At 59.2% G+C, this 21,616-nt stretch carries 17 protein-coding genes and 1 pseudogene; 9 read left to right on the forward strand and 9 right to left on the reverse strand.

All coding sequences use genetic code 11. From position 1 onward, the window contains the following. Positions 1 to 2 precede the first annotated feature (2 nt). Positions 3 to 668 (forward strand): hypothetical protein, encoded by a 666-nt coding sequence (locus NLK58_RS12155; protein WP_117620374.1) that lies wholly within the window; start codon positions 3 to 5, stop codon positions 666 to 668. Here the strand turns inward: NLK58_RS12155 and NLK58_RS12160 are convergent. Continuing rightward, complete coding sequence (locus tag NLK58_RS12160) at positions 652 to 3,297, reverse strand: molybdopterin-dependent oxidoreductase (protein ID WP_341580843.1); 2,646 nt, start codon at positions 3,295 to 3,297, stop codon at positions 652 to 654. The genes NLK58_RS12155 and NLK58_RS12160 overlap by 17 nt on opposite strands. A gap of 504 nt (positions 3,298 to 3,801) precedes the next feature. Between NLK58_RS12160 and NLK58_RS12165 the strand changes: the two genes are divergently transcribed. The 3 genes from NLK58_RS12165 to NLK58_RS12175 all read left to right on the forward strand — a co-directional run bounded on the left by NLK58_RS12165 (position 3,802) and on the right by NLK58_RS12175 (position 7,239). Continuing rightward, on the forward strand, positions 3,802 to 5,184 hold the full coding sequence (locus NLK58_RS12165) for a CmpA/NrtA family ABC transporter substrate-binding protein (RefSeq protein ID WP_117618781.1): 1,383 nt from the start codon (positions 3,802 to 3,804) through the stop codon (positions 5,182 to 5,184). Between the two features lie 27 nt (positions 5,185 to 5,211). Beyond that, entirely contained in the window at positions 5,212 to 6,219 is a 1,008-nt protein-coding gene (locus tag NLK58_RS12170) for an ABC transporter permease (protein WP_117618782.1), read from the forward strand. A gap of 153 nt (positions 6,220 to 6,372) precedes the next feature. Further along, the gene (locus tag NLK58_RS12175) at positions 6,373 to 7,239 is read left to right on the forward strand and encodes an ABC transporter ATP-binding protein (RefSeq protein ID WP_341580844.1); all 867 of its coding nucleotides are present in this window, start codon (positions 6,373 to 6,375) and stop codon (positions 7,237 to 7,239) included. Between the two features lie 10 nt (positions 7,240 to 7,249). On the opposite strand, the gene NLK58_RS12180 is transcribed toward NLK58_RS12175, so the two are convergent. Beyond that, complete coding sequence (locus NLK58_RS12180; RefSeq protein WP_117618784.1) at positions 7,250 to 8,545, reverse strand: nitrate- and nitrite sensing domain-containing protein; 1,296 nt, start codon at positions 8,543 to 8,545, stop codon at positions 7,250 to 7,252. A 388-nt stretch (positions 8,546 to 8,933) separates the two neighbouring features. On the opposite strand from NLK58_RS12180, the gene NLK58_RS12185 reads away from it, so the two are divergent. The 4 genes from NLK58_RS12185 to NLK58_RS12200 all read left to right on the forward strand — a co-directional run bounded on the left by NLK58_RS12185 (position 8,934) and on the right by NLK58_RS12200 (position 14,637). Then, positions 8,934 to 10,175 carry an FAD-dependent oxidoreductase gene (locus NLK58_RS12185; RefSeq protein WP_341580845.1) on the forward strand — a complete coding sequence of 414 codons (1,242 nt, stop codon included), beginning with the start codon at positions 8,934 to 8,936 and terminating at the stop codon, positions 10,173 to 10,175. A gap of 46 nt (positions 10,176 to 10,221) precedes the next feature. After that, on the forward strand, positions 10,222 to 12,729 hold the full coding sequence (gene nirB / locus NLK58_RS12190) for a nitrite reductase large subunit NirB (RefSeq protein ID WP_341580846.1): 2,508 nt from the start codon (positions 10,222 to 10,224) through the stop codon (positions 12,727 to 12,729). A 72-nt stretch (positions 12,730 to 12,801) separates the two neighbouring features. Beyond that, positions 12,802 to 13,170 carry a nitrite reductase small subunit NirD gene (nirD, locus tag NLK58_RS12195; protein ID WP_117618786.1) on the forward strand — a complete coding sequence of 123 codons (369 nt, stop codon included), beginning with the start codon at positions 12,802 to 12,804 and terminating at the stop codon, positions 13,168 to 13,170. Positions 13,171 to 13,269: 99 nt separating this feature from the next. Next, positions 13,270 to 14,637, forward strand: coding sequence for a wax ester/triacylglycerol synthase family O-acyltransferase (locus tag NLK58_RS12200; protein WP_341580847.1), 1,368 nt, complete (start codon positions 13,270 to 13,272; stop codon positions 14,635 to 14,637). 11 nt (positions 14,638 to 14,648) lie between these two features. On the opposite strand, the gene NLK58_RS12205 is transcribed toward NLK58_RS12200, so the two are convergent. Further along, positions 14,649 to 15,056 (reverse strand): TM2 domain-containing protein, encoded by a 408-nt coding sequence (locus NLK58_RS12205; RefSeq protein WP_341582799.1) that lies wholly within the window; start codon positions 15,054 to 15,056, stop codon positions 14,649 to 14,651. Positions 15,057 to 15,308: 252 nt separating this feature from the next. Further along, a pseudogene (locus tag NLK58_RS12210) lies at positions 15,309 to 15,938 on the reverse strand (AraC family transcriptional regulator ligand-binding domain-containing protein); the annotation flags it as partial. A 219-nt stretch (positions 15,939 to 16,157) separates the two neighbouring features. On the opposite strand from NLK58_RS12210, the gene NLK58_RS12215 reads away from it, so the two are divergent. Further along, positions 16,158 to 17,063: a metal-dependent hydrolase gene (locus NLK58_RS12215; protein WP_341580848.1), complete on the forward strand. Its 906-nt coding sequence runs from the start codon at positions 16,158 to 16,160 to the stop codon at positions 17,061 to 17,063. Positions 17,064 to 17,305: 242 nt separating this feature from the next. Here NLK58_RS12215 and NLK58_RS12220 read toward each other — a convergent pair whose 3' ends face one another. From NLK58_RS12220 to NLK58_RS12240, 5 genes are all read right to left on the reverse strand, one after another. Further along, on the reverse strand, positions 17,306 to 17,692 hold the full coding sequence (locus tag NLK58_RS12220; RefSeq protein WP_341580849.1) for a hypothetical protein: 387 nt from the start codon (positions 17,690 to 17,692) through the stop codon (positions 17,306 to 17,308). A gap of 17 nt (positions 17,693 to 17,709) precedes the next feature. Next, the gene (locus NLK58_RS12225; RefSeq protein WP_341580850.1) at positions 17,710 to 18,327 is read right to left on the reverse strand and encodes a hypothetical protein; all 618 of its coding nucleotides are present in this window, start codon (positions 18,325 to 18,327) and stop codon (positions 17,710 to 17,712) included. Positions 18,328 to 18,341: 14 nt separating this feature from the next. Beyond that, positions 18,342 to 19,238 (reverse strand): TIGR04255 family protein, encoded by an 897-nt coding sequence (locus tag NLK58_RS12230; protein WP_341580851.1) that lies wholly within the window; start codon positions 19,236 to 19,238, stop codon positions 18,342 to 18,344. A 428-nt stretch (positions 19,239 to 19,666) separates the two neighbouring features. Then, the gene (locus NLK58_RS12235) at positions 19,667 to 20,452 is read right to left on the reverse strand and encodes a class II glutamine amidotransferase (protein ID WP_341580852.1); all 786 of its coding nucleotides are present in this window, start codon (positions 20,450 to 20,452) and stop codon (positions 19,667 to 19,669) included. Positions 20,453 to 20,499: 47 nt separating this feature from the next. Continuing rightward, on the reverse strand, positions 20,500 to 21,606 hold the full coding sequence (locus tag NLK58_RS12240) for a diguanylate cyclase (protein WP_341580853.1): 1,107 nt from the start codon (positions 21,604 to 21,606) through the stop codon (positions 20,500 to 20,502). Positions 21,607 to 21,616 lie beyond the last annotated feature (10 nt).

Consider the following 21,616-nt stretch of genomic DNA (forward strand, 5'->3'; position numbering starts at 1 on the left):
TGATGTGTTCCGTGACCCGGGACTGCCTCTGGCAACCGGCCGAGCAATGGGTCCGGAAACGCAGCCCGGGCAGTTTCCTGCATTGCCGCGTGGGTTCGGGCCAGGCGACCTACCACCGTTTCGATTCCCGCGACAGGCAACATCTGATCACCTACGGGGTTCGCATGATTGCCGCCAAGCACCAGCCGGAAACAGCCAGCGGCTGGCTGTCCGGGCGGGAGATCCGGAAACGGGGTTACTTTGGTGGCGAGCTGAGCACCCTGAACCTGCTGGCCCATACCTGCTGCCACGAGTTTGCCCATCTGCTACAGCAAAGCGCCGGGCAGCGGCGCCGGGGTTCGGTGCACAACCGGCACTTCTACACCATTCTGGATGAGTTGCACGAAAGCGGTGCCGCAGGAGCCACGCGGGAGGCGCTTGCCGACCAGGCCCGGAAACAGGCGCTGGCGTTACCGGACACACCCTTTGAGCCAGTGGACACCCGGCAGCATCTGGACCGCTGGCAAGTGGGAGATACCGTTAGTTTCGGTGCCGGCCTCCGGGAGCTGCACGGGCAGATCATCCGGGTCAATCGCAAGACCTGTACCGTGGATGGCATCGGGTCCTCGAAAGGGGTGCGCTACCGGGTGCCGGTGCAGATGCTGAGCCCGCTTACACCGCCTCGGTAACGGACACCAGCAAACTCCGGATCTCCGGCAAACAGGATCCGCAGTTGGTGCCACACTGCAGGTCCCGACCCAGTGCGTCCACGCTGTTCACACCCCGTTCAATCGCCTGCTGTATCTGCCGGTCACCCACCTGGAAGCAGCTGCAAACCAGGTTGCCGGCATCATCTCCATCAACTGCCCTTGCCGCCAGCAGGCCGCGCCGGGTGGTCTCGTCGAGCTCCGGCTGGCTGAAGCAGCTGGCCAGCCAGTCCATGGATGGCAGGGCGTCCGGTTCACGGTCCACCATTAAAACCGCCTCCAGCTGACCATTGTACAACCGGGCCGCTCTGAAGCGGCCCTCACGGACATCTTCCATAACCAGTTGCGGCTGGCCGCCCAGCCAGTCTGGCACTGCGGTTTTCCAGTCCATGGGTGACTGCCCGGCGACGGTCCAGTTGTCGCAATCAGCCAACGTCTGGCGGGCCCAGTAGTCTGCTGTCCAACGTTTCGGCCGGTCCCGTCGTACCAGCAAACGACCGTGCCAGCGGGCCGGCCAGTGCGCCAGGGTGGCGCGACCGTGCTTGGCCTCCGGTTGTCCGGAAACCGGATCCACCACGCTGTCGGTCAGTGCGGTGGCCAGGCCCTGCCCGGTAAACTGGTCGTTCCAGTGAATCGGCACAAACACCTCGCCACGTCGCTGATCTGGTGTCGCTCGGACCCGGCCGACAAAGTGGCCGTGGGCGCTACTGAGTGTCGCCAATGCCCCCGGCGTCAGGGAAAGCGCCTGGATATCCTCGGGATGCACCTCGATAAACGGCTCAGGCCGGTGCGCCAGCAAACGGCTGGACCGGGCGGTCCGGGTCATGGTGTGCCACTGGTCGCGGATGCGCCCGGTATTCACAATCACCGGGAATGCATCCGTCGGCGGCCTTGCCGGGAGTCGAGAGGCTATCGGAATCAGGCGTGCCCGGCCGTCGCTGGTGGCGAACCGGCCATCAGTAAACAGACGCCTCGAATCAGAGGCCGACCCGGTGACCGGCCACTGCCGGGGCTCAAGGGTGTCATACTGGTCATCACTGAGCTCCGCCAGCCCGGAAATATCAAAGAAACGCTGACCGGAATTCTCAAAACCCGACAAGCGGGCATGTTCCCGGAAAATGTCCGCCGGCCCCTCATAGTCAAAGCCGGCTTCATACCCCAGGGCCCGGGCGACTTCCTTGATGATCCACCAGTCCGGCCGGGCCTCACCGGTCAGCGGCAGGAAGCGGCGCTGGCGGGAAATGCAGCGTTCGGAATTGGTGACCGTGCCGTCCTTCTCGCCCCAGCCGGCCGCCGGCAGCAGGATGTCCGCGTGGCGGGCGGTGTCGGTATCTTTGTCGCAGTCCGAAACGATGACTGTCGGGCACCGGGCCAGGGCCCGGCGGATACGATCGGTTTCCGGCAAACTGACCGCCGGATTGGTGGCCATGATCCACAGCACCTTGATATCGCCGCGCTCGACCGCGTCGAACAGGTCAACGGCTTTCATTCCGGGCCCTTCCGCTACGGCGTCCGTACCCCAGAACCGGGCCACCCGGTCCCGGGCACCCGGGCTGTCATAATCCATGTGGGCTGCGAGGGAGTTGGCGAGCCCGCCCACTTCCCGGCCACCCATGGCATTGGGCTGCCCGGTCAGGGAAAACGGACTGGCGCCGGGCTTGCCAACCCGGCCGGTTGCCAGGTGGCAATTGATAATCGCGTTGCCCTTGTCGGTCCCGGCGGAGGACTGGTTGATTCCCTGTGAGAACGCGGTCACCGTGCGCGGCTCCTCCCTGAACCAACGGTAGAAGGTGGTGACGCTCTCAATGGGCAGGTCACAGAGTCGGGCCACCGCCTCAGGCGAGGGTGCCGCCGATTTCGCGGCCCTCAGGGTGTTTTCGAATCCTTCGCAGTGCTCCGCCAGGTAACGGCGGTCAAGGCCCTCCTGGTCCGCCAGCCAAACCAGCAGGCCATTGAACAACACGGTATCTGTTCCGGGGCGTATGGCCAGGTGCAAATCCGCCAGATCGCTGGTGGCGGTTTTACGGGGATCAATGACCACTACCCGGCGACCGGGCCGGCCCGAGGCCTTCATTCTCTGGTAGAGCACCGGATGGGCCCAGGCGGCATTGCTGCCGGCCAGTACCAGCAGATTCGCCAGTTCCAGATCCTCGTAACAGGCGGGCACCAAATCGCCCCCGAAAGCCCGCTTGTGGGCGGCGACAGCAGAAGACATGCACAGCCGGGAATTGGTGTCTACATGGGGCGTGCGGATAAACCCCTTGGCCAGCTTGTTGGCCACGTAATAGTCTTCCGTCAGCAGTTGACCGGAAAGATAGAAGGCCACGGACCCGGGGCCATGAACGGCCACCGATTCGCGGATAGCCCGGGCGACTTCCGTTACTGCCCGGGGCCAGGTGCTTTCCCGCCCGAAGACATTCGGCTTCAACAGTCGTCCATCCTGGGTCAGGGTTTCGTGCAAGGCGGAGCCCTTCACGCACAGGCGGCCCAGATTCGCGGGATGGGTCTCATCCCCCTGGGTGGCGGATGGCGACGCATTCACACCACAACCCACGCCGCAGTATGGACAGGTGGTTTGAACCGTCGCCGGTCTATTGTTGGTTCCGGTCACAGCACATCCTTTTGTTTCAGAAACAAAAAGCCCGCCAATCCGGATGCCATAGGGGGCCATCAGGGGCGGGCTTCGTTGCCAATAGGATTAAGTTGTCTTGAACAGATAGGTACGCGGCTGCAATAACAGGGCCACTCCGGACGGAATCGGCTCTAAGCCCTGCCAGCGCCCGTATACGGCGGCTCTGAAGGATTTCATTCCTGCCAGATTGCAAAACGGTCTCGCGTCGACGACCAAACCCGGTATCAAATTGGTGCAAACCTGACCGTCGGCGCACTAAAACCATCCGGATACCCATTCCCTTTCCCGGGCACCCATTGGCGATAAACCTCTAACTCTCTGTTTTAAGACGCCTTAAAGATATGGCATAGGGCGTGCAAGAGCCTTTTACAGAACGCGCGTTTACGACTCAACAGAAAACCGATCCCCAGGCACAGGCGCCTGCTTTCCGGCAACGGAAAGCAGGCATTTTTTTGTCTGGGCCAAACAGAATGAGGCACACCCATGCAGATACTCACACGACAACCTGCCCGATGGCTTACTCGAATGCTACTGGTGGCCACCTTCTGGGCCAGCAGTGCGCTGGCCCAGGATGAAATAGGTCCGGCCGAAAAGCCAGACCTCAAGCTCGGCTTTATCAAACTGACGGACATGGCACCGCTGGCAGTTGCCTGGGAACAGGGCTTCTTCATGGACGAAGGCCTGTTCGTGGAACTGGAGGCACAAGCCAACTGGAAAGTTCTGCTGGACCGGGTAATCACCGGGGAGCTGGACGGCGCCCATATGCTGGCGGGTCAGCCCCTGGGTGCTTCCATTGGTTACGGCACCCGCGCGGATATCATTACCGCCTTCAGCATGGACCTGAACGGCAATGGCATTACCGTCTCCAATGATGTCTGGGACACCATGAGCCAGCACATTCCAGACAATGCAGATGGAAAACCCGAACATCCGATCAGTGCCAGTGCTCTGTTGCCAGTGGTTGAAGCCGCCCGGGACCGGGGCGAACGGTTTCGCATGGGAATGGTGTTTCCGGTTTCCACCCACAACTATGAGCTGCGCTACTGGCTTGCCGCCGGTGGCCTGAACCCGGGCTACTATGCGCCACAGCGCGGCGACACCAGCGGCACCCTTGAGGCAGACGTGCATCTTTCGGTCACGCCACCGCCGCAGATGCCCGCCACCATGGAAGCAGGCACCATCCAGGGCTACTGCGTGGGCGAGCCGTGGAATCAGCAAGCCGTGTTCATGGGCATCGGTGTGCCGGTAATTACCGATTACGAGATCTGGCCGAACAACCCGGAAAAGGTCTTCGGGGTGACCCGCCAATGGGCCGAGGACTACCCCAACACCCATCTGCGCCTGCTGCGGGCCCTGATTCGCGCTGCCCACTGGCTGGATGAGAACAACAATGCCAACCGCGGGGAAGCCGTGAAAATCCTCGCGCGCTCCAACTATGTCGGTGCCGATGAGGCGGTGATCGCCAACTCCATGACCGGCACCTTCGAGTATGAAAAGGACGATGTCCGTGAGGTACCGGATTTCAACGTCTTCTTCCGTTACCACGCCACCTACCCCTACCCGTCCGATGCCATCTGGTATCTCACCCAGATGCGCCGCTGGGGCCAGATTCCCGAGGCCAGGCCGGACGACTGGTACATGGAGACGGCAGCCCGTGTCTACCGTGCCGATATCTATGAGCAGGCCGCCCGGTCACTGATTGCGGACGGAACCCTGGAAGCATCGGATTTTCCGGATTTCGATGCCGAAAACTTCCAGCGCCCGCAACAGGGTGAGCTGATTGACGGTGTGGCCTTCACCCCCCGGACACCGAACGCCTATATCGACAGTTTCGACATTGGCCTGAAAGGCACGCAAACCCCGTAACCGGGTTTGCAAGGAGGTTTTATCACCATGACTACGATCACTTCGGCCAACAGCACCCCTCAGTCACCGCGCTGGCTGGCCCAGAGGCTCAAGGCCCTGGGCGATGCCCTGGCACCCGATCAGCTGGCTGCTGCCGGCCGGCAACTGTTGCTGCCATTGATGGGCATTCTGGTGTTTGTCGGCTTCTGGCACCTGGCCGCGCCCCAGGTGGACACCTCCCTGGGCAGCTTTCCCGGCCCGGCCCAGGTCTGGGAACAGTCGGGCCAGCTCTGGCAGGAGCACGTCAGCCAGCGCGAGCGGGCTGACAGGTTCATTGCCATGCAGGAAGAGCGGAACGCCCGCATTCTGGCGGACAATCCGGAGGCCGAGGTAAAAATCCGCAACTACCCCGGCGCGCCCACCTTTCCGGACCAGGTTGTAACGAGTCTGTTCACGGTTCTGGCGGGGTTTGTACTGGCGACGGCAATCGCGGTGCCGCTGGGCATTGTGGTGGGCCTGAACCGGCATTTCCAGGCCGCGGTCAATCCGCTGATCCAGATCTTCAAACCGGTATCGCCACTGGCCTGGCTGCCCCTGGTCACCATGGTGGTGTCTGCCACCTACGTGAGCGATGACCCGATGTTCGAGAAGTCGTTCCTGACCTCCATGATCACGGTCACCCTGTGCAGCCTCTGGCCCACGCTGATCAACACCAGTGTTGGCGTGGCAGCGGTACACCCGGACCTGCTGAATGTGTCCCGGGTGTTGCGCCTGTCCTTCTGGACCCATGTCCGCAAGGTGGTATTGCCTTCTTCGGTCCCGATGATTTTCACGGGGCTGCGGGTGTCACTGGGGATTGCCTGGATGGTGCTGATCGCAGCCGAGATGCTGGCCCAGAGCCCGGGGCTTGGCAAGTTCGTGTGGGATGAATTCCAGAACGGCAGCAGTGAGTCCCTGAGCCGGATCATGGTGGCGGTGCTGGCCATCGGGTTTATTGGCTTTGTACTGGATCGGGTGATGCTTTTGATTCAGCGTCGGGTTGCGTGGAACGAGTGAACTCCGCTTTGGAGCAAGCCGCACCGGGTGGGTTACGCCTCCCGAAACACGCGGCGAGTACATCCCTGTACGCTCCGCCAAAACATCCATGTTTTTGAGGGTTTCGGGAGGCGTAACCCACCCGGCGCTCCGTTTACCAGAGAGGTGCTCTCCATGACCAAATCACATCTTGAATTAACCGGCGTTGAGATGGCATTCGATACGCCGAAAGGGCCGTTCGTGGCCCTGGACAACATCAATCTGAAGATAAAAAAGGGAGAGTTTGTTTCCCTGATCGGGCACTCCGGCTGTGGCAAGTCCACGGTCCTCAACATTGTGGCGGGCTTGCTTCAGGCCACCAAGGGTGGCTGCGTACTGGATGGCCATGAGGTGAATTCGCCAGGACCGGAACGGGCGGTGGTGTTTCAGAACCATGCGCTGATGCCCTGGCTGACGGTGTACGAGAACGTGGAACTGGCGGTACAGCAGGTGTTTCGCAGGTCCATGAGCAAACAGGAACGGCGCGACTGGATTCACCACAATCTGGAGCTGGTGAATATGGCCCATGCGGCCGACAAGCGGCCGGGTGAGGTCTCCGGTGGCATGGCCCAGCGGGTGGGGATTGCCAGGGCCCTGGCCATGAAACCCAGTGTGCTGCTGATGGACGAGCCGTTTGGCGCCCTGGATGCCCTGACCCGGGCTCACCTGCAGGACTCATTGATGGAGATTCAGCAGGAGTTGAACAATACGGTGATCATGATTACCCACGATGTGGACGAGGCGGTGTTGCTGTCTGACCGGATCATCATGATGACCAACGGACCGGCGGCGACCGTCGGCGAGGATCTGTACATTGATCTGCCCCGGCCCCGGAACCGGGTGACCCTGGCAGATAACCCGGAATACGTGCACTACCGGCAGGAAGTCTTGCGATTCCTGTACGAGAAGCAACGCAAGCTGGAGCACATCTCGCCACGTCGTTCCGGAAAGCCCGAAGCGCCCGAGACCAAAGAATCGGAGTCCCGGGCGGCCAGGGCCTGAGCCGGCCCAATCACTTCAATACATCCGCCATGGACACCAGGGCCCGGGCGACTTCGGGCAGTTTCCGGCCCTGGTCCATGGCCAGTTTCCGTAACACCCGGTGTGCTTCGTCGTTGCTGATCCTGCGATGGTCCATCAGCAGCAGCACCGCCTTTTCCTGGGTTTTCCGGTCTTCCAGGGCTTCCCGGGCACTCCGCAACTCATCGGTCATCTGTTGCAGGCGCCGGGTCTGCTCCTGAACCAGATCAAAGATGGAGCGGCCAAACTGCTGCCCGACACCGTCGCTGGCCCAGGATTCACCCACCTGCCGCTCGTTCCCCGAATCGCACAGTACCAGCATGGGCTGCGAGGTCGGTTCCTGGGCATCCAGGGACATGATCAGGGTTTCCTGATGGGCCAGGGAGTTCCGGGCGTCGGCAAAACGCTCGGTGCAGCGGGCGTGAAAGCAGCCTTCCACCGAATCCTCCACCTTTTTCAGTTCATCCATCCGCTCGGACATCAACCTGAACCAGTCGTCTGCCAGGGCGGGATCGAGGCTTTTGTAGCGGCCTATGGCTGTACCCCGTTGCCGAAGCTTTTCGATATCGGCCTCGCGAGGGTTGTCGCGCAGTTTTTCCCACAGGTCCAGGGAACCATCATCCGCAAAGCTGGTGAACACGTCAAAACAGCGCTCCTGCGCCTCAATCAGGTGCGCCATGCGCTCAGACAGTGCACGATCAAACCGGCCGCTGGAAAAGCCCGCCGACCCCACAGCCCGTTCCTGGCCGCAGAACTCCTTGCCGTTCATCAGATGCACCATGGCCACCAGGAGCCCGGCAATGGTGGGGTCAACAGCGGTATCCGCGGCCTCAAACACCACCGCAATCAGGTTATGTATAAGGCAGCTGTAATCCTCTGTGGCCGAGGGCGCCGTCACTTTCCGGGCAACCACACAACGCCGCAGTTCCGGCAGCCCCTCCAGGCTATGAAGTGCAGTGGCCAACTGGTTCAGCAGCCGGCTGCTCACCGGGTGGGCGGTCAGTTCCCGATGGATCTCCGCCAGGGCCTGATCGAACTCTCCACGCAGCCGATCAGATGCCGCGACCATGGTTTGTCGCTCCTGGGCAAATTTCTCGCCGGCAGAGCCCAGAAACACATTGGAAGCGCCCCGCTCGCACTGCAGCGCATGCACCAGGTTGCTGATGCACTGGACCAGTTTGCCCATCTGCAGGAAATACTGGAGATTCATCAACTCGCAGCTCTTTGAGGCGATCAGGTAATCGCCCGCTGAAGGCGATTTATGAGCGGCGGCGCGTTTCGTGTTCATAACAGACTCCGGAGGCACGGCAGCCTCGAATGCAACAATCAATGACAGGTCAGATCGCTCACGGAACCAACCTCTGGACAGTTGTGATGTGAGCAATTACCGCGCCACCGCACTCTGGCCCCAAAGCCGTGCAAACTGCCCCGCGGCAGGGCAGTTTTTTTGCGCCAGCCTGGTCAACACACAGACAAAAAACACTTACTTTATTGATTTTATTGAATTATAAAAACTGGCACGAAGATCGCTTTGCATTAAGCAAGGACGAACCTCCCGGCCAAGGATCAGGCCGGACCATCAGATCATTGTTGTTGGCATTGGCGCCGGACCATCGACTTCCCTCGGGAATAGATGCTCCGGCTTTTTTTGTTTGCCAGAAACGAAACGGACGGGCATGAAGGTGATGACTAAACAGAGCGAATCGACCCTGGTGATCTGCGGGCATGGAATGGTTTCCCAGCGCCTGCTGGAAGCCCTTTGCCGTGAGCCGGGGCGGCCGTTTACCCGCATTGTCGTGTTCAATGGCGAAACAACGCCTGCCTATAACCGGATACAGCTCTCGTCGCTGCTCGCCGGCGGAACCGACGAACGCTCCCTTGCCTTGCAGCCCGGCGACTGGTTCCGGGACAACGCCATAGAAGTACACGATGGCGAACCGGTTACGGCCATCAACCGGCAGGACCGTACGGTCGCTACCGCAACCGGCCGGGTCCAGCCCTACACGCACCTGGTTCTGGCCACCGGCTCACGGCCCGCGAAACCGGGTGTGCCGGGTGAGGATCTCCCGGGCGTCATGACGTTCCGGGATCTGGACGATACCCGGGTCCTGATTGAGACCACCCGGCGCCACCGCCGGGCGGTGGTGATCGGCGGAGGCTTTCTCGGCCTGGAGGCCGCCGAAGGTCTCCGGCAACGCGGTATGGCCGTCACCCTTCTGCATCGAAGTGGCCACCTGCTGAACCGGCAACTGGACGCGGTCGGCGGGCACCTGCTGCAACAGCACATGGAAGATCGTGGCCTCTCCATTCGCACCAAGGCTTCTCCCAGGGCACTGCTCGGCCGCCATCAGATTCGTGCGGTGCAGTTGGAGGACGAAACCCTGATCAGCACTGACCTGGTGGTGATTGCCGCCGGGATCTCACCCTCGATCGGATTGGCCCGGGACGCCGGTCTGGCTTGCGACCGCGGCATCCTGGTGGATGGCCGGCTGCGGACCACAGACCCGGCAATTTCTGCGCTGGGCGAATGCTGCCAGCTCGGAGACACCACCTTCGGCCTGGTGGAGCCGGGGTACCAGCAGGCGGAGGTGCTCGCCGGCGTGCTCAATGGCAGCACACCGGAGGCGGAGTACCGGCCAGTGGACACACCAACACGGCTGAAAATCAGCGGTGTCCCCATTTTTTCCTGCGGCCAGGTCAGCGCCGGCCCGGACACCGAATCGGTGGTCTGGCAGGACCACGAACAGAATCACTATTGCCGGCTGCTGATCAAGAACCAGCGCCTGACCGGCGCCGTGCTGCTGGGTGATACCCGAGACGGCCCCTGGTACAGCCAGCGCATTCTGCAGCAGGACGACATTTCCCGGTACCGGGATCACATTGCATTCGGCAAAAACTACTGCGAGGCGGCGGCCTGAGCCTTCAGCCCATAGAGAGCCATCCGCCCGGAAAGAGGACAAACCCATGAGCAAGAAAACCCTGATAGTCGTCGGCAATGGCATGGTCGGCCACCATTTCCTGGAGCAATTCTGCGCCAGCCCGGCCGCTGCCGATTTCGAGATCATCGTGTTTGGCGAGGAAAAGCAACTGGCCTACGACCGGGTTCACCTGTCGGAGTATTTCGGCGGCTCTACCCATGCGGATCTGGCCATGGGTACGCTGGAGTGGTACACCGGGCAGGGCATTCAGTTGCACCTGAATGAACAGGTGACCGGCATCAACCGGGAAAACCGAACCGTGGAAACGCCACAGGGCAGCTACCGGTACGACGAACTGGTACTGGCCACCGGCTCCTATCCGTTTGTGCCGCCGATTGCGGGCAATGATCGCCGCCATTGCCTGGTCTACCGGACCCTGGACGACCTGGACGCCATTCGCGCCAGCTCGGACGGCGTCCGGACCGGTGTGGTTGTCGGCGGAGGCCTGCTGGGCCTGGAGGCAGCCAACGCCCTGAAGTGCCTCGGGCTAGACGCCCACGTCGTGGAATTCGCGCCCCGGCTGATGCCGGTTCAGCTCGATGCCGACGGCGGCGCCCTGCTGCGCAAAAAAATCGAGGAACTGGGCGTTCAGGTGCATACCGAGAAGGCGACCACGGCCATTACCGAAGGCCAGGATGCCCGCCTGCGCATGAACTTCAGCGATGACTCCTTTCTGGAGACCGACCTGATTGTGTTCTCCGCCGGCATCCGCCCCCAGGACGCCCTGGCCCGGGCCAGCGGCCTGGAAATCGGCGAGCGCGGCGGTATCGTGATCGACAACCACTGCACCACATCGGACCCCCATGTCCATGCCATTGGCGAGTGCGCGCTCTGGGAACAGAAGATTTTCGGCCTGGTGGCGCCAGGCTACACCATGGCCCGTACTTTATCCGCAAATTTGAACGGCGACCGTGAGACCGCGTTCACCGGGGCCGACATGAGCACCAAGCTGAAGCTACTTGGGGTGGATGTGGGCTCCATCGGCGACGCCCATGCCCAGACGCCGGGCGCCCGCAACATCCGCTTTAACGATGAACAGGCCGGTCACTACCGCCGCATGGTGATCAGCGAGGACGGCAAGACCCTGCTCGGCGCCATCCTGGTGGGCGACAACAGCCACTACGACACCTTGCTGCAGTACGCCCTCAACGGCATCGCCCTGCCGGACAACCCGGAAACCCTGATCCTGCCGGAAAGCCAGGGCGGCGCACCAGCCCTCGGCCCGGATGCCCTGCCGGAAACTGCAGCCATCTGCTCGTGCCACAACGTGACCAAGGGCGATATCTGCGGTGCCATTGATGCTGGCTGCACGGATTTCGGCAGCGTTAAAGCCGAGACCAAAGCCAGTTCCGGCTGCGGCGGCTGCACCGCCCTGCTTAAAAACGTGGTGGACTGTGAGCTGGAGAAGCGCGGCGTGGAAGTCAGTAAAGACATCTGCGAACACTTCCCGTACAGCCGTCAGGAGCTGTTCCATCTGGTGAAGGTGAACGGTATTCGCACCTTCAGAACGCTTATCAAGCAGCATGGGATGGGCCAGGGTTGTGATATCTGCAAACCAGCAGTCGGATCCATCCTGGCCACCTGCTGGAACGAGCACATCCTGGCCACCGACCATGTGCCGCTGCAGGACACCAACGACACCTTCATGGCCAACATGCAGAAGAACGGCACCTACTCCATCGTGCCGCGTATTCCCGGTGGCGAGATCACCCCGGACAAACTGATTGTGCTGGGTCAGGTCGCCAAGGAATACGATCTGTATACCAAGATCACCGGCGGCCAGCGCGTTGACCTGTTCGGCGCCACCCTGAGCCAACTGCCGGAGATCTGGGAAAAGCTGATCGCCGCCGGCTTCGAGACCGGCCACGCCTACGGCAAGTCACTGCGCACGGTGAAATCCTGTGTCGGCAGCACCTGGTGTCGCTACGGTGTGCAGGACAGCGTGGGCATGGCGATCCGACTGGAGGACCGCTACAAGGGCCTGAGGGCGCCCCACAAGGTGAAGATGGCGGTCTCTGGCTGCACCCGGGAGTGCGCCGAAGCCCAGAGCAAGGACTTTGGCGTGATTGCCACGGAGAAGGGCTGGAACCTCTACGTCTGCGGCAATGGCGGCATGCGGCCGCGCCACGCCGACCTGTTTGCCACCGACCTGTCCGATGAGGAACTGATTCGCACCATCGACCGGGTGGTGATGTTCTATGTGCGCACCGCCGACCGTCTGCAGCGCACCAGTGTCTGGATGGAGAACCTTGAGGGTGGTCTGGAATACCTGAAGCAGGTGGTGCTTGAGGACAGCCTGGGCATTTGCGCCGAGCTTGAGGCGCATATGGAGGGCATTGTCAGTACCTACCAGTGCGAGTGGAAGACCGCCGTGGAGGATCCGGATAAGCGGAAGCGCTTCCGGGAGTTTGTGAATGCGCCTTCGCAGACGGATCCGGTGCAGGAGTGGACGGTTGAGCGGGGGCAGCGTCGGCCTGCTTTGGAGTCTGCGTAGCGTTCCGGTTTTGGTGAAGAGCTGGTAGAAAAAACCGTTCGAGATGAACACAGATCAATTTGGAGAGACATCATGAAAGCACGCACTCGTTGGGATGCGGTATGTACCGTCGAAGATCTGGTGCCGGAGTCCGGCATTGCCGTCTGGACTTCGGACGGGCCGGTGGCGGTGTTTTATCTGCCGCACCGGTTGCCGGCATTGTTTGCCATCAGTCACACTGACCCGTTCAGCGGGGCCAATGTGCTGGCGCGGGGGATTACCGGGGATTTGAAGGGCGAGCCGGTGGTGGCATCGCCGTTGTACAAGCAGCACTTCAGTCTGCGCACCGGTATCTGTCTGGAAGACGATTCCGTGCGGGTCAAAACCTATCCGGTTCTGCTGGACGGCAACCAGATACGTCTGGAAATCTCCGAAACCAGGCAGGAATCGATAGCCGCTTGAACTATGGCCTGGTCGGTGGTCTGAAACTGCACAGGGGTCAATTCCGGAGGCGTTTATCTGCGATACTATTGTCACAATACCGACAACAAGGACGCTCCCGTGAAACCCCTCAGCCCTACGGATCAGCTTTTTCTCTGGCTGGAAAAACGGCAACAGCCCATGCACGTGGGCGGTCTTCAGCTGTTCTCCTTTCCCGACGACGCACCGGACGATTATGTTGCCCAGCTGGCCGACCGGTTAAGGCAGTACACGGATGTAACTCCGCCGTTCAACCAACGCCTGGATTACCGTTTCGGTCAGCCGGTCTGGGTCGAAGACGAGCATCTGGACCTGGAGCATCACTTTCGGTTCGAAGCACTGCCCACACCGGGGCGGGTCAGGGAGCTATTGTCCTTTGTCTCGGCGGAACATTCGCATTTGATGGACCGGGAGCGCCCGCTGTGGGAATTTCATTTGATTGAAGGGCTCGGGGAGCGGCAGTTCGCGGTTTACATCAAGGTGCATCACGCTTTGGTGGACGGTGTCTCAGCCATGCGGATGGTGACACAGATGCTGTGCCAGGATACCTGCGAGCGGGACATGCCGCCGATCTGGGCCATGCCGCTCCGCCCGGCACGGAAAGGTAATGAGGGGAATCCCTCGCTATGGCGCAGCGTTGGCCACTTGCTGGGCAAGTCCGGCAAACAGCTTGGCACTGTGCCCACCGTGGCCCGGGAACTGCTACGAACCATCAACGACGCCCGAAAGGATCCGGCCTACTCGTCCATCTTCCACGCGCCCCGCAGCACCCTGAACCAGAAGATAACCGGCTCCCGGCGTTTTGCTGCGGAATCCTATGGCCTGAACCGTATTAAGGGAGTGTGCAACGCCTACGGAACCACCATCAATGATGTGGTAATGGCCATGTGCGCGAGTGCCCTGCGCACCTATCTGATGAACCAGGACGCCCTGCCGGAGAAGCCCCTGATCGCTATGGTGCCGGTATCCCTGCGCAAGGATGACAGCTCCGGCGGCAACCAGGTGGGCGTGATCCTCGCCTCCCTGCACACCGATGTGACCAGCCCGGTAACACGGCTGATGCAGATCCACCAGGACGTAAAAGCCGCCAAGGACCGCTATGCCAATATGTCCCCGGAAGAGATCATCAACTACACCGCCCTGACCCTGGCGCCGGCAGCCTTTCATCTGCTTACCGGCATGGCTCCAAAGTGGCAGACCTTCAACGTGGTGATCTCCAACGTCCCCGGCCCTCGGAAAACCTGTTACTGGAACGGCGCCAAACTCGACGGCATGTATCCGGTCTCCATCGCCATGGATCGCCTGGCCCTGAACATGACCCTGACCAGCTACGGCGACCAGGTAGAGTTCGGCCTGATCGGCTGTCGCCGCACCCTGCCAAGCCTGCAGCGGATGCTCGACTACCTCGAAGACGCGCTGGCTGAACTGGAATCCGCCGCCGGCCTTTGATCCGAAGGGGATCAGCCGAAGCGTTGCTCCCGGTTCCGCTCTGAGATCTGGTCATTCAGGGTCCAGAAGTCATAGAGCACACCGATCAGGAACAGCCCGCCGGTGAGCAGGTAGATGATGCCGGTAATCCATTTGCCCATATACATCCGATGCAGCCCGAACACACCCAGGAAGGTCAGCAGCAGCCAGCCAATGCTGTAATTGACTTCACCTTCCCGGAATCGCAGATCCGCCTCCCGGTCCATGGCGGGAATCAGGAACAGGTCGATGATCCAGCCAATGAACAGCAGCCCCAGGGTAAAGAACCAGATGGTTCCGGTAATGGGTTTGCCGTAGTAGAAACGGTGCGAGCCCAGGAATCCGAAGATCCAGAGCAGGTAGCCGATCAGTTTGCTGTGGGTGTCTGGGCGTTGGGTCATGTTTTCTGGGTCCTGTTTTCGGTCTCGTCGGTGGATGTTCCCCTGTCCGTTCAAACATTGTGGCATAAGAAACGAAAAGCAAATTAAGACAGAGCAATAAAAATTAAGACGGCAATCTCGACTCTCAGCAGGGCCTGAGGTGGGTGGGTCACGGGCCATTCGGGAGGCTTCCGCATCGGCCAGGCGCATCCGCACGTTCAGAAGTTCCCGAGGGAACACCATCATCTCATCTGACTGACCGTATTCGAACCGCGCCGGTAGCTGGTCAGCGAAATGCCGGTACCAGGGCGGCTCCGGCGCGCTCAGACGAACTGTGACACCCGTGAGTTTGCCTTCCTCCAGGGCGAAGCCGCGCTTGATCGCGTCTTCGCGATCCAATAACTGTTCCGTCAGCAGGATGAGCGTGGCGCTGACGGTCTCCGCCAGAAACGGATAGAGGCCGGGCACTTCAAATTCGGCGCAGAGCTTTACCAGCACCTGGTCGCCGGCTTCGGACTGGCTCATGCTGAGGAACGGCACCCGCAGATGCAGGTACCGGCGAACAGAATCCAGGGCATCGGCGAAGGTGGGGCTGGTCAGCGCGGCGAAGCCCAGGGTGCCATGAATTGTCAGCCGCAACTCACGGGCCAGCATGAAGCTGAGGCCGTCATTTCCGGCCAGGCTCACGGCCCGCTTGGCCATGATGATGGCATCGGTGACAAATACCCGGCTGTCATTGGTTTTGAGATCCTCCGGACTGAAGTCCAGGCCTTCATAGAGTAGCCGGTCGTTATAGCCCAGTTGCCGGACTGTGTCGGCCAGAACCCGCAGGTAGACGCCCGGCACCAGGAACAATCCCAGCATCTGCCGTTCTTTGTCCGGTCCGGTTGCGCTCATGGGCATTCCTTATTATTGAGTTGGCTGAAGCACTTGAACTGACTCTATCAGATGCCCTGTGCCGCAACAGTGGGGCCAGGCACACCATGCCGGCCGTCAACTTGGCCAATCAATTTCCCGTGCGTGTCCCATCCTGATCGACGGCCGTCCCCTTTGCGCATTCCTGCCCGACCTTGACTGGCCCACACTGAAGCCATGACATCAGCCAGAGTGAGGAGTACACAGATGCTGAGCAGCAAAACCGCGGAAAAGAAGAAGGCTCCGGTTACCCGGGCCTCCAACACACCGGACAACGTCACCATCACCGCCCAGCGCATGGGTTTTGAGTTCGGCGAGCAGGTGCCCCATTACTGGGTCGACAACAGCTACACCATCAGCCACATCATGAATGCGCTCTCGGTGCTGTTTCCGCAGGGCGAGCAGTTCTTCGTGGATTCGGTAAGAGCATTCCGGGACCAGATCTCCGATCCCAAGCTGAAGGAAGAGATACGCGGATTCATTGGCCAGGAGGCCATGCACTCCCTGGAACACGTCGCCATGAACCAGCACGTTCGGGATCAGGGCATGCCGGTGGAGGAGCTGGAGAAACACCTGGCAGTAGTTCTGGGCATCACCAGGAAGCTGCCGAAACGGCACCAGCTGGCCATCACCTGCGCCCTGGAGCACCTCACTGCAATGATGGCCGACATGCTGCTGGCCCGTGACGATGTGCGCGCAGACATTGATGAATCCATGCGTCCGCTGTGGGTCTGGCACGCGATTGAAGAAACCGAGCACAAGGCGGTTGCCTACGATGTCTTCCAGCAGGCTGGCGGCACCTACGCCGAAAGAACCTTTTATCTCGCGTTCAGCACCGCCGCCCTGGGTGTGATGAGCACCTATTTTACCAGCCGGATGATGCTCAACGACCGCAGGAACTTCTCTTTGAAAGACGGCGCCAAAGGTCTCTGGCGCATGTGGGGCAAGAATGGCACCTTCTCAAGCCTGATCCCGACCTGGCTGGAGTACTTCAAACCCGGCTTCCACCCCTGGGATCACGACAACAGCGAGCTGATTGCCCGTTTCAAGGCGGAGATCCAGACGCACATTGCTCCCCAGTATCAGAAAGGTAGTCGCCGCACGCTTCAGTGATCGTGACAGCAACTCCCCGACCCTGAAGGTAAGCGGGTGGGGAGGTCTTTCTGCAGGGGAAAAGATGTCTGAGCGCAGCGAGTTGCCTTATTCAAGCTCAGTCAAGGAAGGCAACACCATCGAACTTTCGCTGTAGCAGAGTAATGAATGGCTGTTATTCTTCGTCGGTGTCGGGGTAACAGGCCATTGCCGTATTGAATCGCCGGAGATACGTCAGGTCGTGTAAAGAAATATCATGCGCTTCAGCAACCAAATCCAAAGATTACCGAAATTAAATCGGTGTGCAGCTCTAGGTACTGATCACCGAATCGGACAATCAATTTTTGGTAATTGATCGGTTTGTCAAAGCGACTGCCTTTTGCCCTGGTCGCTTTATTGGCATTTAGGGTTCTGCCGACCACGACCTCGACGCATTTATCCTTGGAATTGCCAATGTCGCAATCTTGAGAAAGTACAACCAGATAGTCACCTAGTCCTTTCCCCCGTTTACCCATGATAACGCGGGAGTCTTGAATATGCGCCTTGACCTTCTCTTCCAGAGTGGACGACTCGATGAGATGCCCCTTGCGAAGCTGGTCAAGTATGAGTTCGGCAGTCGTAGCGTTGGCGGACGGAGATGAGGGTTGCACTGTGTATCCTTTGCGAATCATCCCTCACGAGTATAAGCGTGAATCCGGGCTCTGCGCTTGACTGTGGTTAGCTCATCAGCATTACCGTGATTCCGCAGTTTGCTATCCACTTCGACAGCGAGTTTGGCCATTCGATCCGGGTCTGAGAGATCGTCCTGCAAATGTCTGAGCAGAGTCTTGTTCTCCACAAGGATGTTTTTAAGGCCTCGCTTAATGCCACCGGGCACTTTTTCTTCCACGGCTAGGCTGATTGCATACAGTGGCCGGTACCGATCTACCTCGCCAGACTTTGCATTCTGGATGTGGTTATATAGCGTGGCTCGCGAAACGCCAACCAGTTTGGCAATCTGGTGGACGTTAAGACCAAGAATCGCCTTAATATGCTTCACCATATCTTCAATACCGATGATTGCATTCGGCGATTTGGATTCGCCAACTGAGGATGGTTGCGCATACAGGGAATAACCACCATCTGAAAAGATAACCAGATCGGTCAGCAGTGTTCGATCACTGAATGGGTACCAGTCATAAGCTTCATCAAGCGGCAATGGTCTAGTGTTGTACGGCTGGACTTCTGCAAAAGGGGGATTCAGCGCTGCCATCAGGTCCAGGGCACCGTTATCTGGAATATCCATGCTGTATCAGTCCTTTAATTGTCGATGAATTCCCAGTCTTGGTCGCAAACTGGCTTATTGATAACCTGAATGAAAGTTTCCTTAGTGATTTCGTGTGCGCTGGCAAAGGCGTCGGCGACATTAAAATCAGCCATTCGCTTCTGATAAATCTTGCTCGCTCGTATCGTCAAAAGGCCAAAATACTGGTCATTCCGTGGCTGCGTTACCCATTCTTCACGCGGACGTAATTGCATGTTGAGCTTCGGGTCCGGTTCGATCACAGGTCCAGTCAACCATTTTGTCGGTTTCGAGATGGTTGAGTTCTTGTCGTAGGGCAATTGTTCCAAGTGTATGGAAATTTTCTCATTGGGCCTGATCACACGAGTGACCTGAAGTTGTCCTGCCTGAAATACATCGTTTGGCTGGTGATTTTTAATGAAATCAAGCGGCAATACCGATGAATCAGCATTGAAATATTGGGATAACTCCGTTCCATAAACCGGGATGATCGCGTCGCAATACGTCAGAATAATTTCGCGCACATCGATATAACCAATAATGTCCACAGAATTGACCGCCCTAACAATCTCGGCCAACCGATCAATGAACGTCTGATACTTCTCGTACTTGGTGACCCGATATTCCAAATAATTCGGATCTAAAATCAGACACTCTGAATGATCGGCGTTGAAGAACCCCTTGCGTGTCAGCTCTTTCCGCACGTTCTGTAGGCTTGTACCGCCTTGGGCGGCTCTAGTCAGCTCTTCAAGATTGTATCCGCTGGTGGTGCTTTGGCGGCGTTCGGTTAGACCGGCGCGCACCATCGCGTGATGAAGCTCCCGGTCACCGTTTGAATCCAGCTCCGGAATTTCAACCGTGTGGATGGTTGCAGTGACGTAAATTAGCGGTGGTTTTCTGTATTGGCCGGGCATTTTCGTGTCCGTTCAAATTCGCCTTAGACAATTTTTTAGACACATTATAGTGCATGGTCGCCATTTGCCACATTTGTCGCAATTTAATTTTTGTTCATAGAATCTGGGGCATGCATCACCCTAAGGACTCTGGAACACGGGATCCTAAATTTCAGTCGGTTAAGGAAATGCAACTTCTTAGGGCGCCCTGCAGCCACCTCGCAAATTGCCAGTCAGAAGACTAGCCCCTTCAGGGTAACGAAAAATCCAAAAAATTTGAGCCGCTTTCCCACCGGCACAGTAGACCAGCCTTAAGTCCGACAGGCTGCCAGGTTTAAGAAATCTTTATTTAGTATATAAATTATGGAGTTAGCAAAAATGCACATAGACTCCGTGAAAACGGTGAAACGAGAAGAAAGACCTCCCCAACCCGCTTACCCACTCCCAGGTCAGGCATTCGGCTCAGCGACGCCTGAACGGATAACCTCTCCCTTGCGCCAAAGCCGCCATTCACCGGGCTGATACACATCCCACTGTTCATCGCTGGTCAGCGGTTCCGTAACGATCACGCTGACAATGTCGTTGGGCGTGGTTTCCGATTCAAAGTCCACCGTAACGTCCGCGTCTTTCAAACGGGCCGGGCCAAACGGTGCCCGGCGGGTGATGCTGGCCATTTTTGTAGTGCAGTAGGTGAACAGCCAGTCGCCGTTGCTAAGGAGCAGGTTGAAAACGCCCTGGCTGGCGTAGGTCCGGCATAGCCGGACCAGGCGGTCGACAATCTCATCGGTTTTGGTGTTCCGGTCGCAGTGGCTGCGCAGGTGGTTGAGGATATCGCAGAACAGGGCCTCGCTGTCGGTGGTGCCCACCGGCTCGTAGAAGCCGGGGGAGGACCGGAACCCCGAGAGCTGACCGTTATGGGCAAACACCCAGTATCGGCCCCAGAGTTCGCGCACGAACGGGTGGGTGTTGGCCAGGCAGATTTCGCCGACGTTGGCCTGGCGAATATGGCAGACCGCCACCTCGCTTTTGATCGGATGGGTCTGGACCACTTCGGCAATGCGGGAGCTGGCGCTGGCGTCGGCATCGTGGAAGGCTCTGATGCCTTTGCCTTCGTAAAACGCGACGCCCCAGCCGTCCCTGTGGGGGCCTGTTTCCCCGCCGCGGCGGGTCAGCCCGGTGAAGCTGAAGCACAGGTCCGTCGGCGTGTTGGCGCTCATGGCCAGCAATTCACACATGGGGGTAGGTTATTCCTCTTAACGGCATTTTCCCAGGAATACCAGAACTAACCAGTCTCGCCAGTCAGAACCGTCCTGGCAAAGGAAGTTTGCCCGGTTTCGTCCCGGGCCACACGGTTCCGGCCCGCCTGCTTTCCGCTGTAGAGATAGCCATCGGCAATACGGAACAGGGTTGCAGCCTGCCGCCCGTGATCCGGCCACTGGGCAATACCAAAAGAAGCCGTAACACGAATGCGGGCTTTGCCATACTCAAGTTTCCGGTCGGCGATTCGCTGGCGCAGTTCGTCCATCAACTCAAAGGCGGCGTTGGGTTCCACGTCCCGAAGGATCAGGCCAAACTCTTCTCCACCGAGCCGGCCGACAAAGTCCGTACTTCGCAGCCGCTCGGTCAGACAGCGTGCGATATCTCTCAGTACAAGATCACCGGCTTCGTGACCAAGGGTATCGTTGACCAACTTGAAATGGTCAATATCCATAACCACCAGCGCGAACCCGGAGCCACTTCGTTCGCTTTCCGCGATAGTGCGGTTAAGGGTGCCCTGGAAATTGCTGCGATTGGCCAGGCCGGTCAGTGAGTCGGTCTGCGCCATATCCACCAGGCGCTGCTCGGATTCTTCACGGCGCATTTCATACAGGTGGATAAACGCCAGCATCAGAATGCCACACAACACCATGTTAAGGAGGTCGATCAGGGCACCGGGATTGCCCACCTGGCCAAGGTAAACGAAGTAAATCACACCTCCCGCCAGCATGAAGGGCACGCTGAGAATCATGCCCTCACGTTTTCCGAGCAGCAGATAGGCCAGAACCGGCATCATGAGGACCCAGACAAAGGCAGCAACCGACGCTTCCGGCAACAACATGATAACCAGAAAGAAGACAAACAGAGTAACCAGATAGCCGTAAATCCACTGCTGCAGATGAGGCGTGGCCCTCAGCCGCCACACGCCAAAATACAGTACCACACTGGCCACCAGTTCACCGACACCCACCCAGACGTGACCATTGAGGATCTGCAGGATCGCAAAAACCACCAGCGCAGAACCAGTGCTGAGAAAAAGCAGCCGCATCAGTGAACGGCGATGACTATCGCGCAGACCTGAGCGGCTCTGTTCCAGAGTGGCCCCCAGATCAGGATGGTGGCGTGAATTCATGCTGACTCTT

The sequence above is a fragment of the Marinobacter metalliresistant genome (genome assembly GCF_038098645.1).
Taxonomy (GTDB): Bacteria; Pseudomonadota; Gammaproteobacteria; order Pseudomonadales; family Oleiphilaceae; genus Marinobacter; species Marinobacter metalliresistant.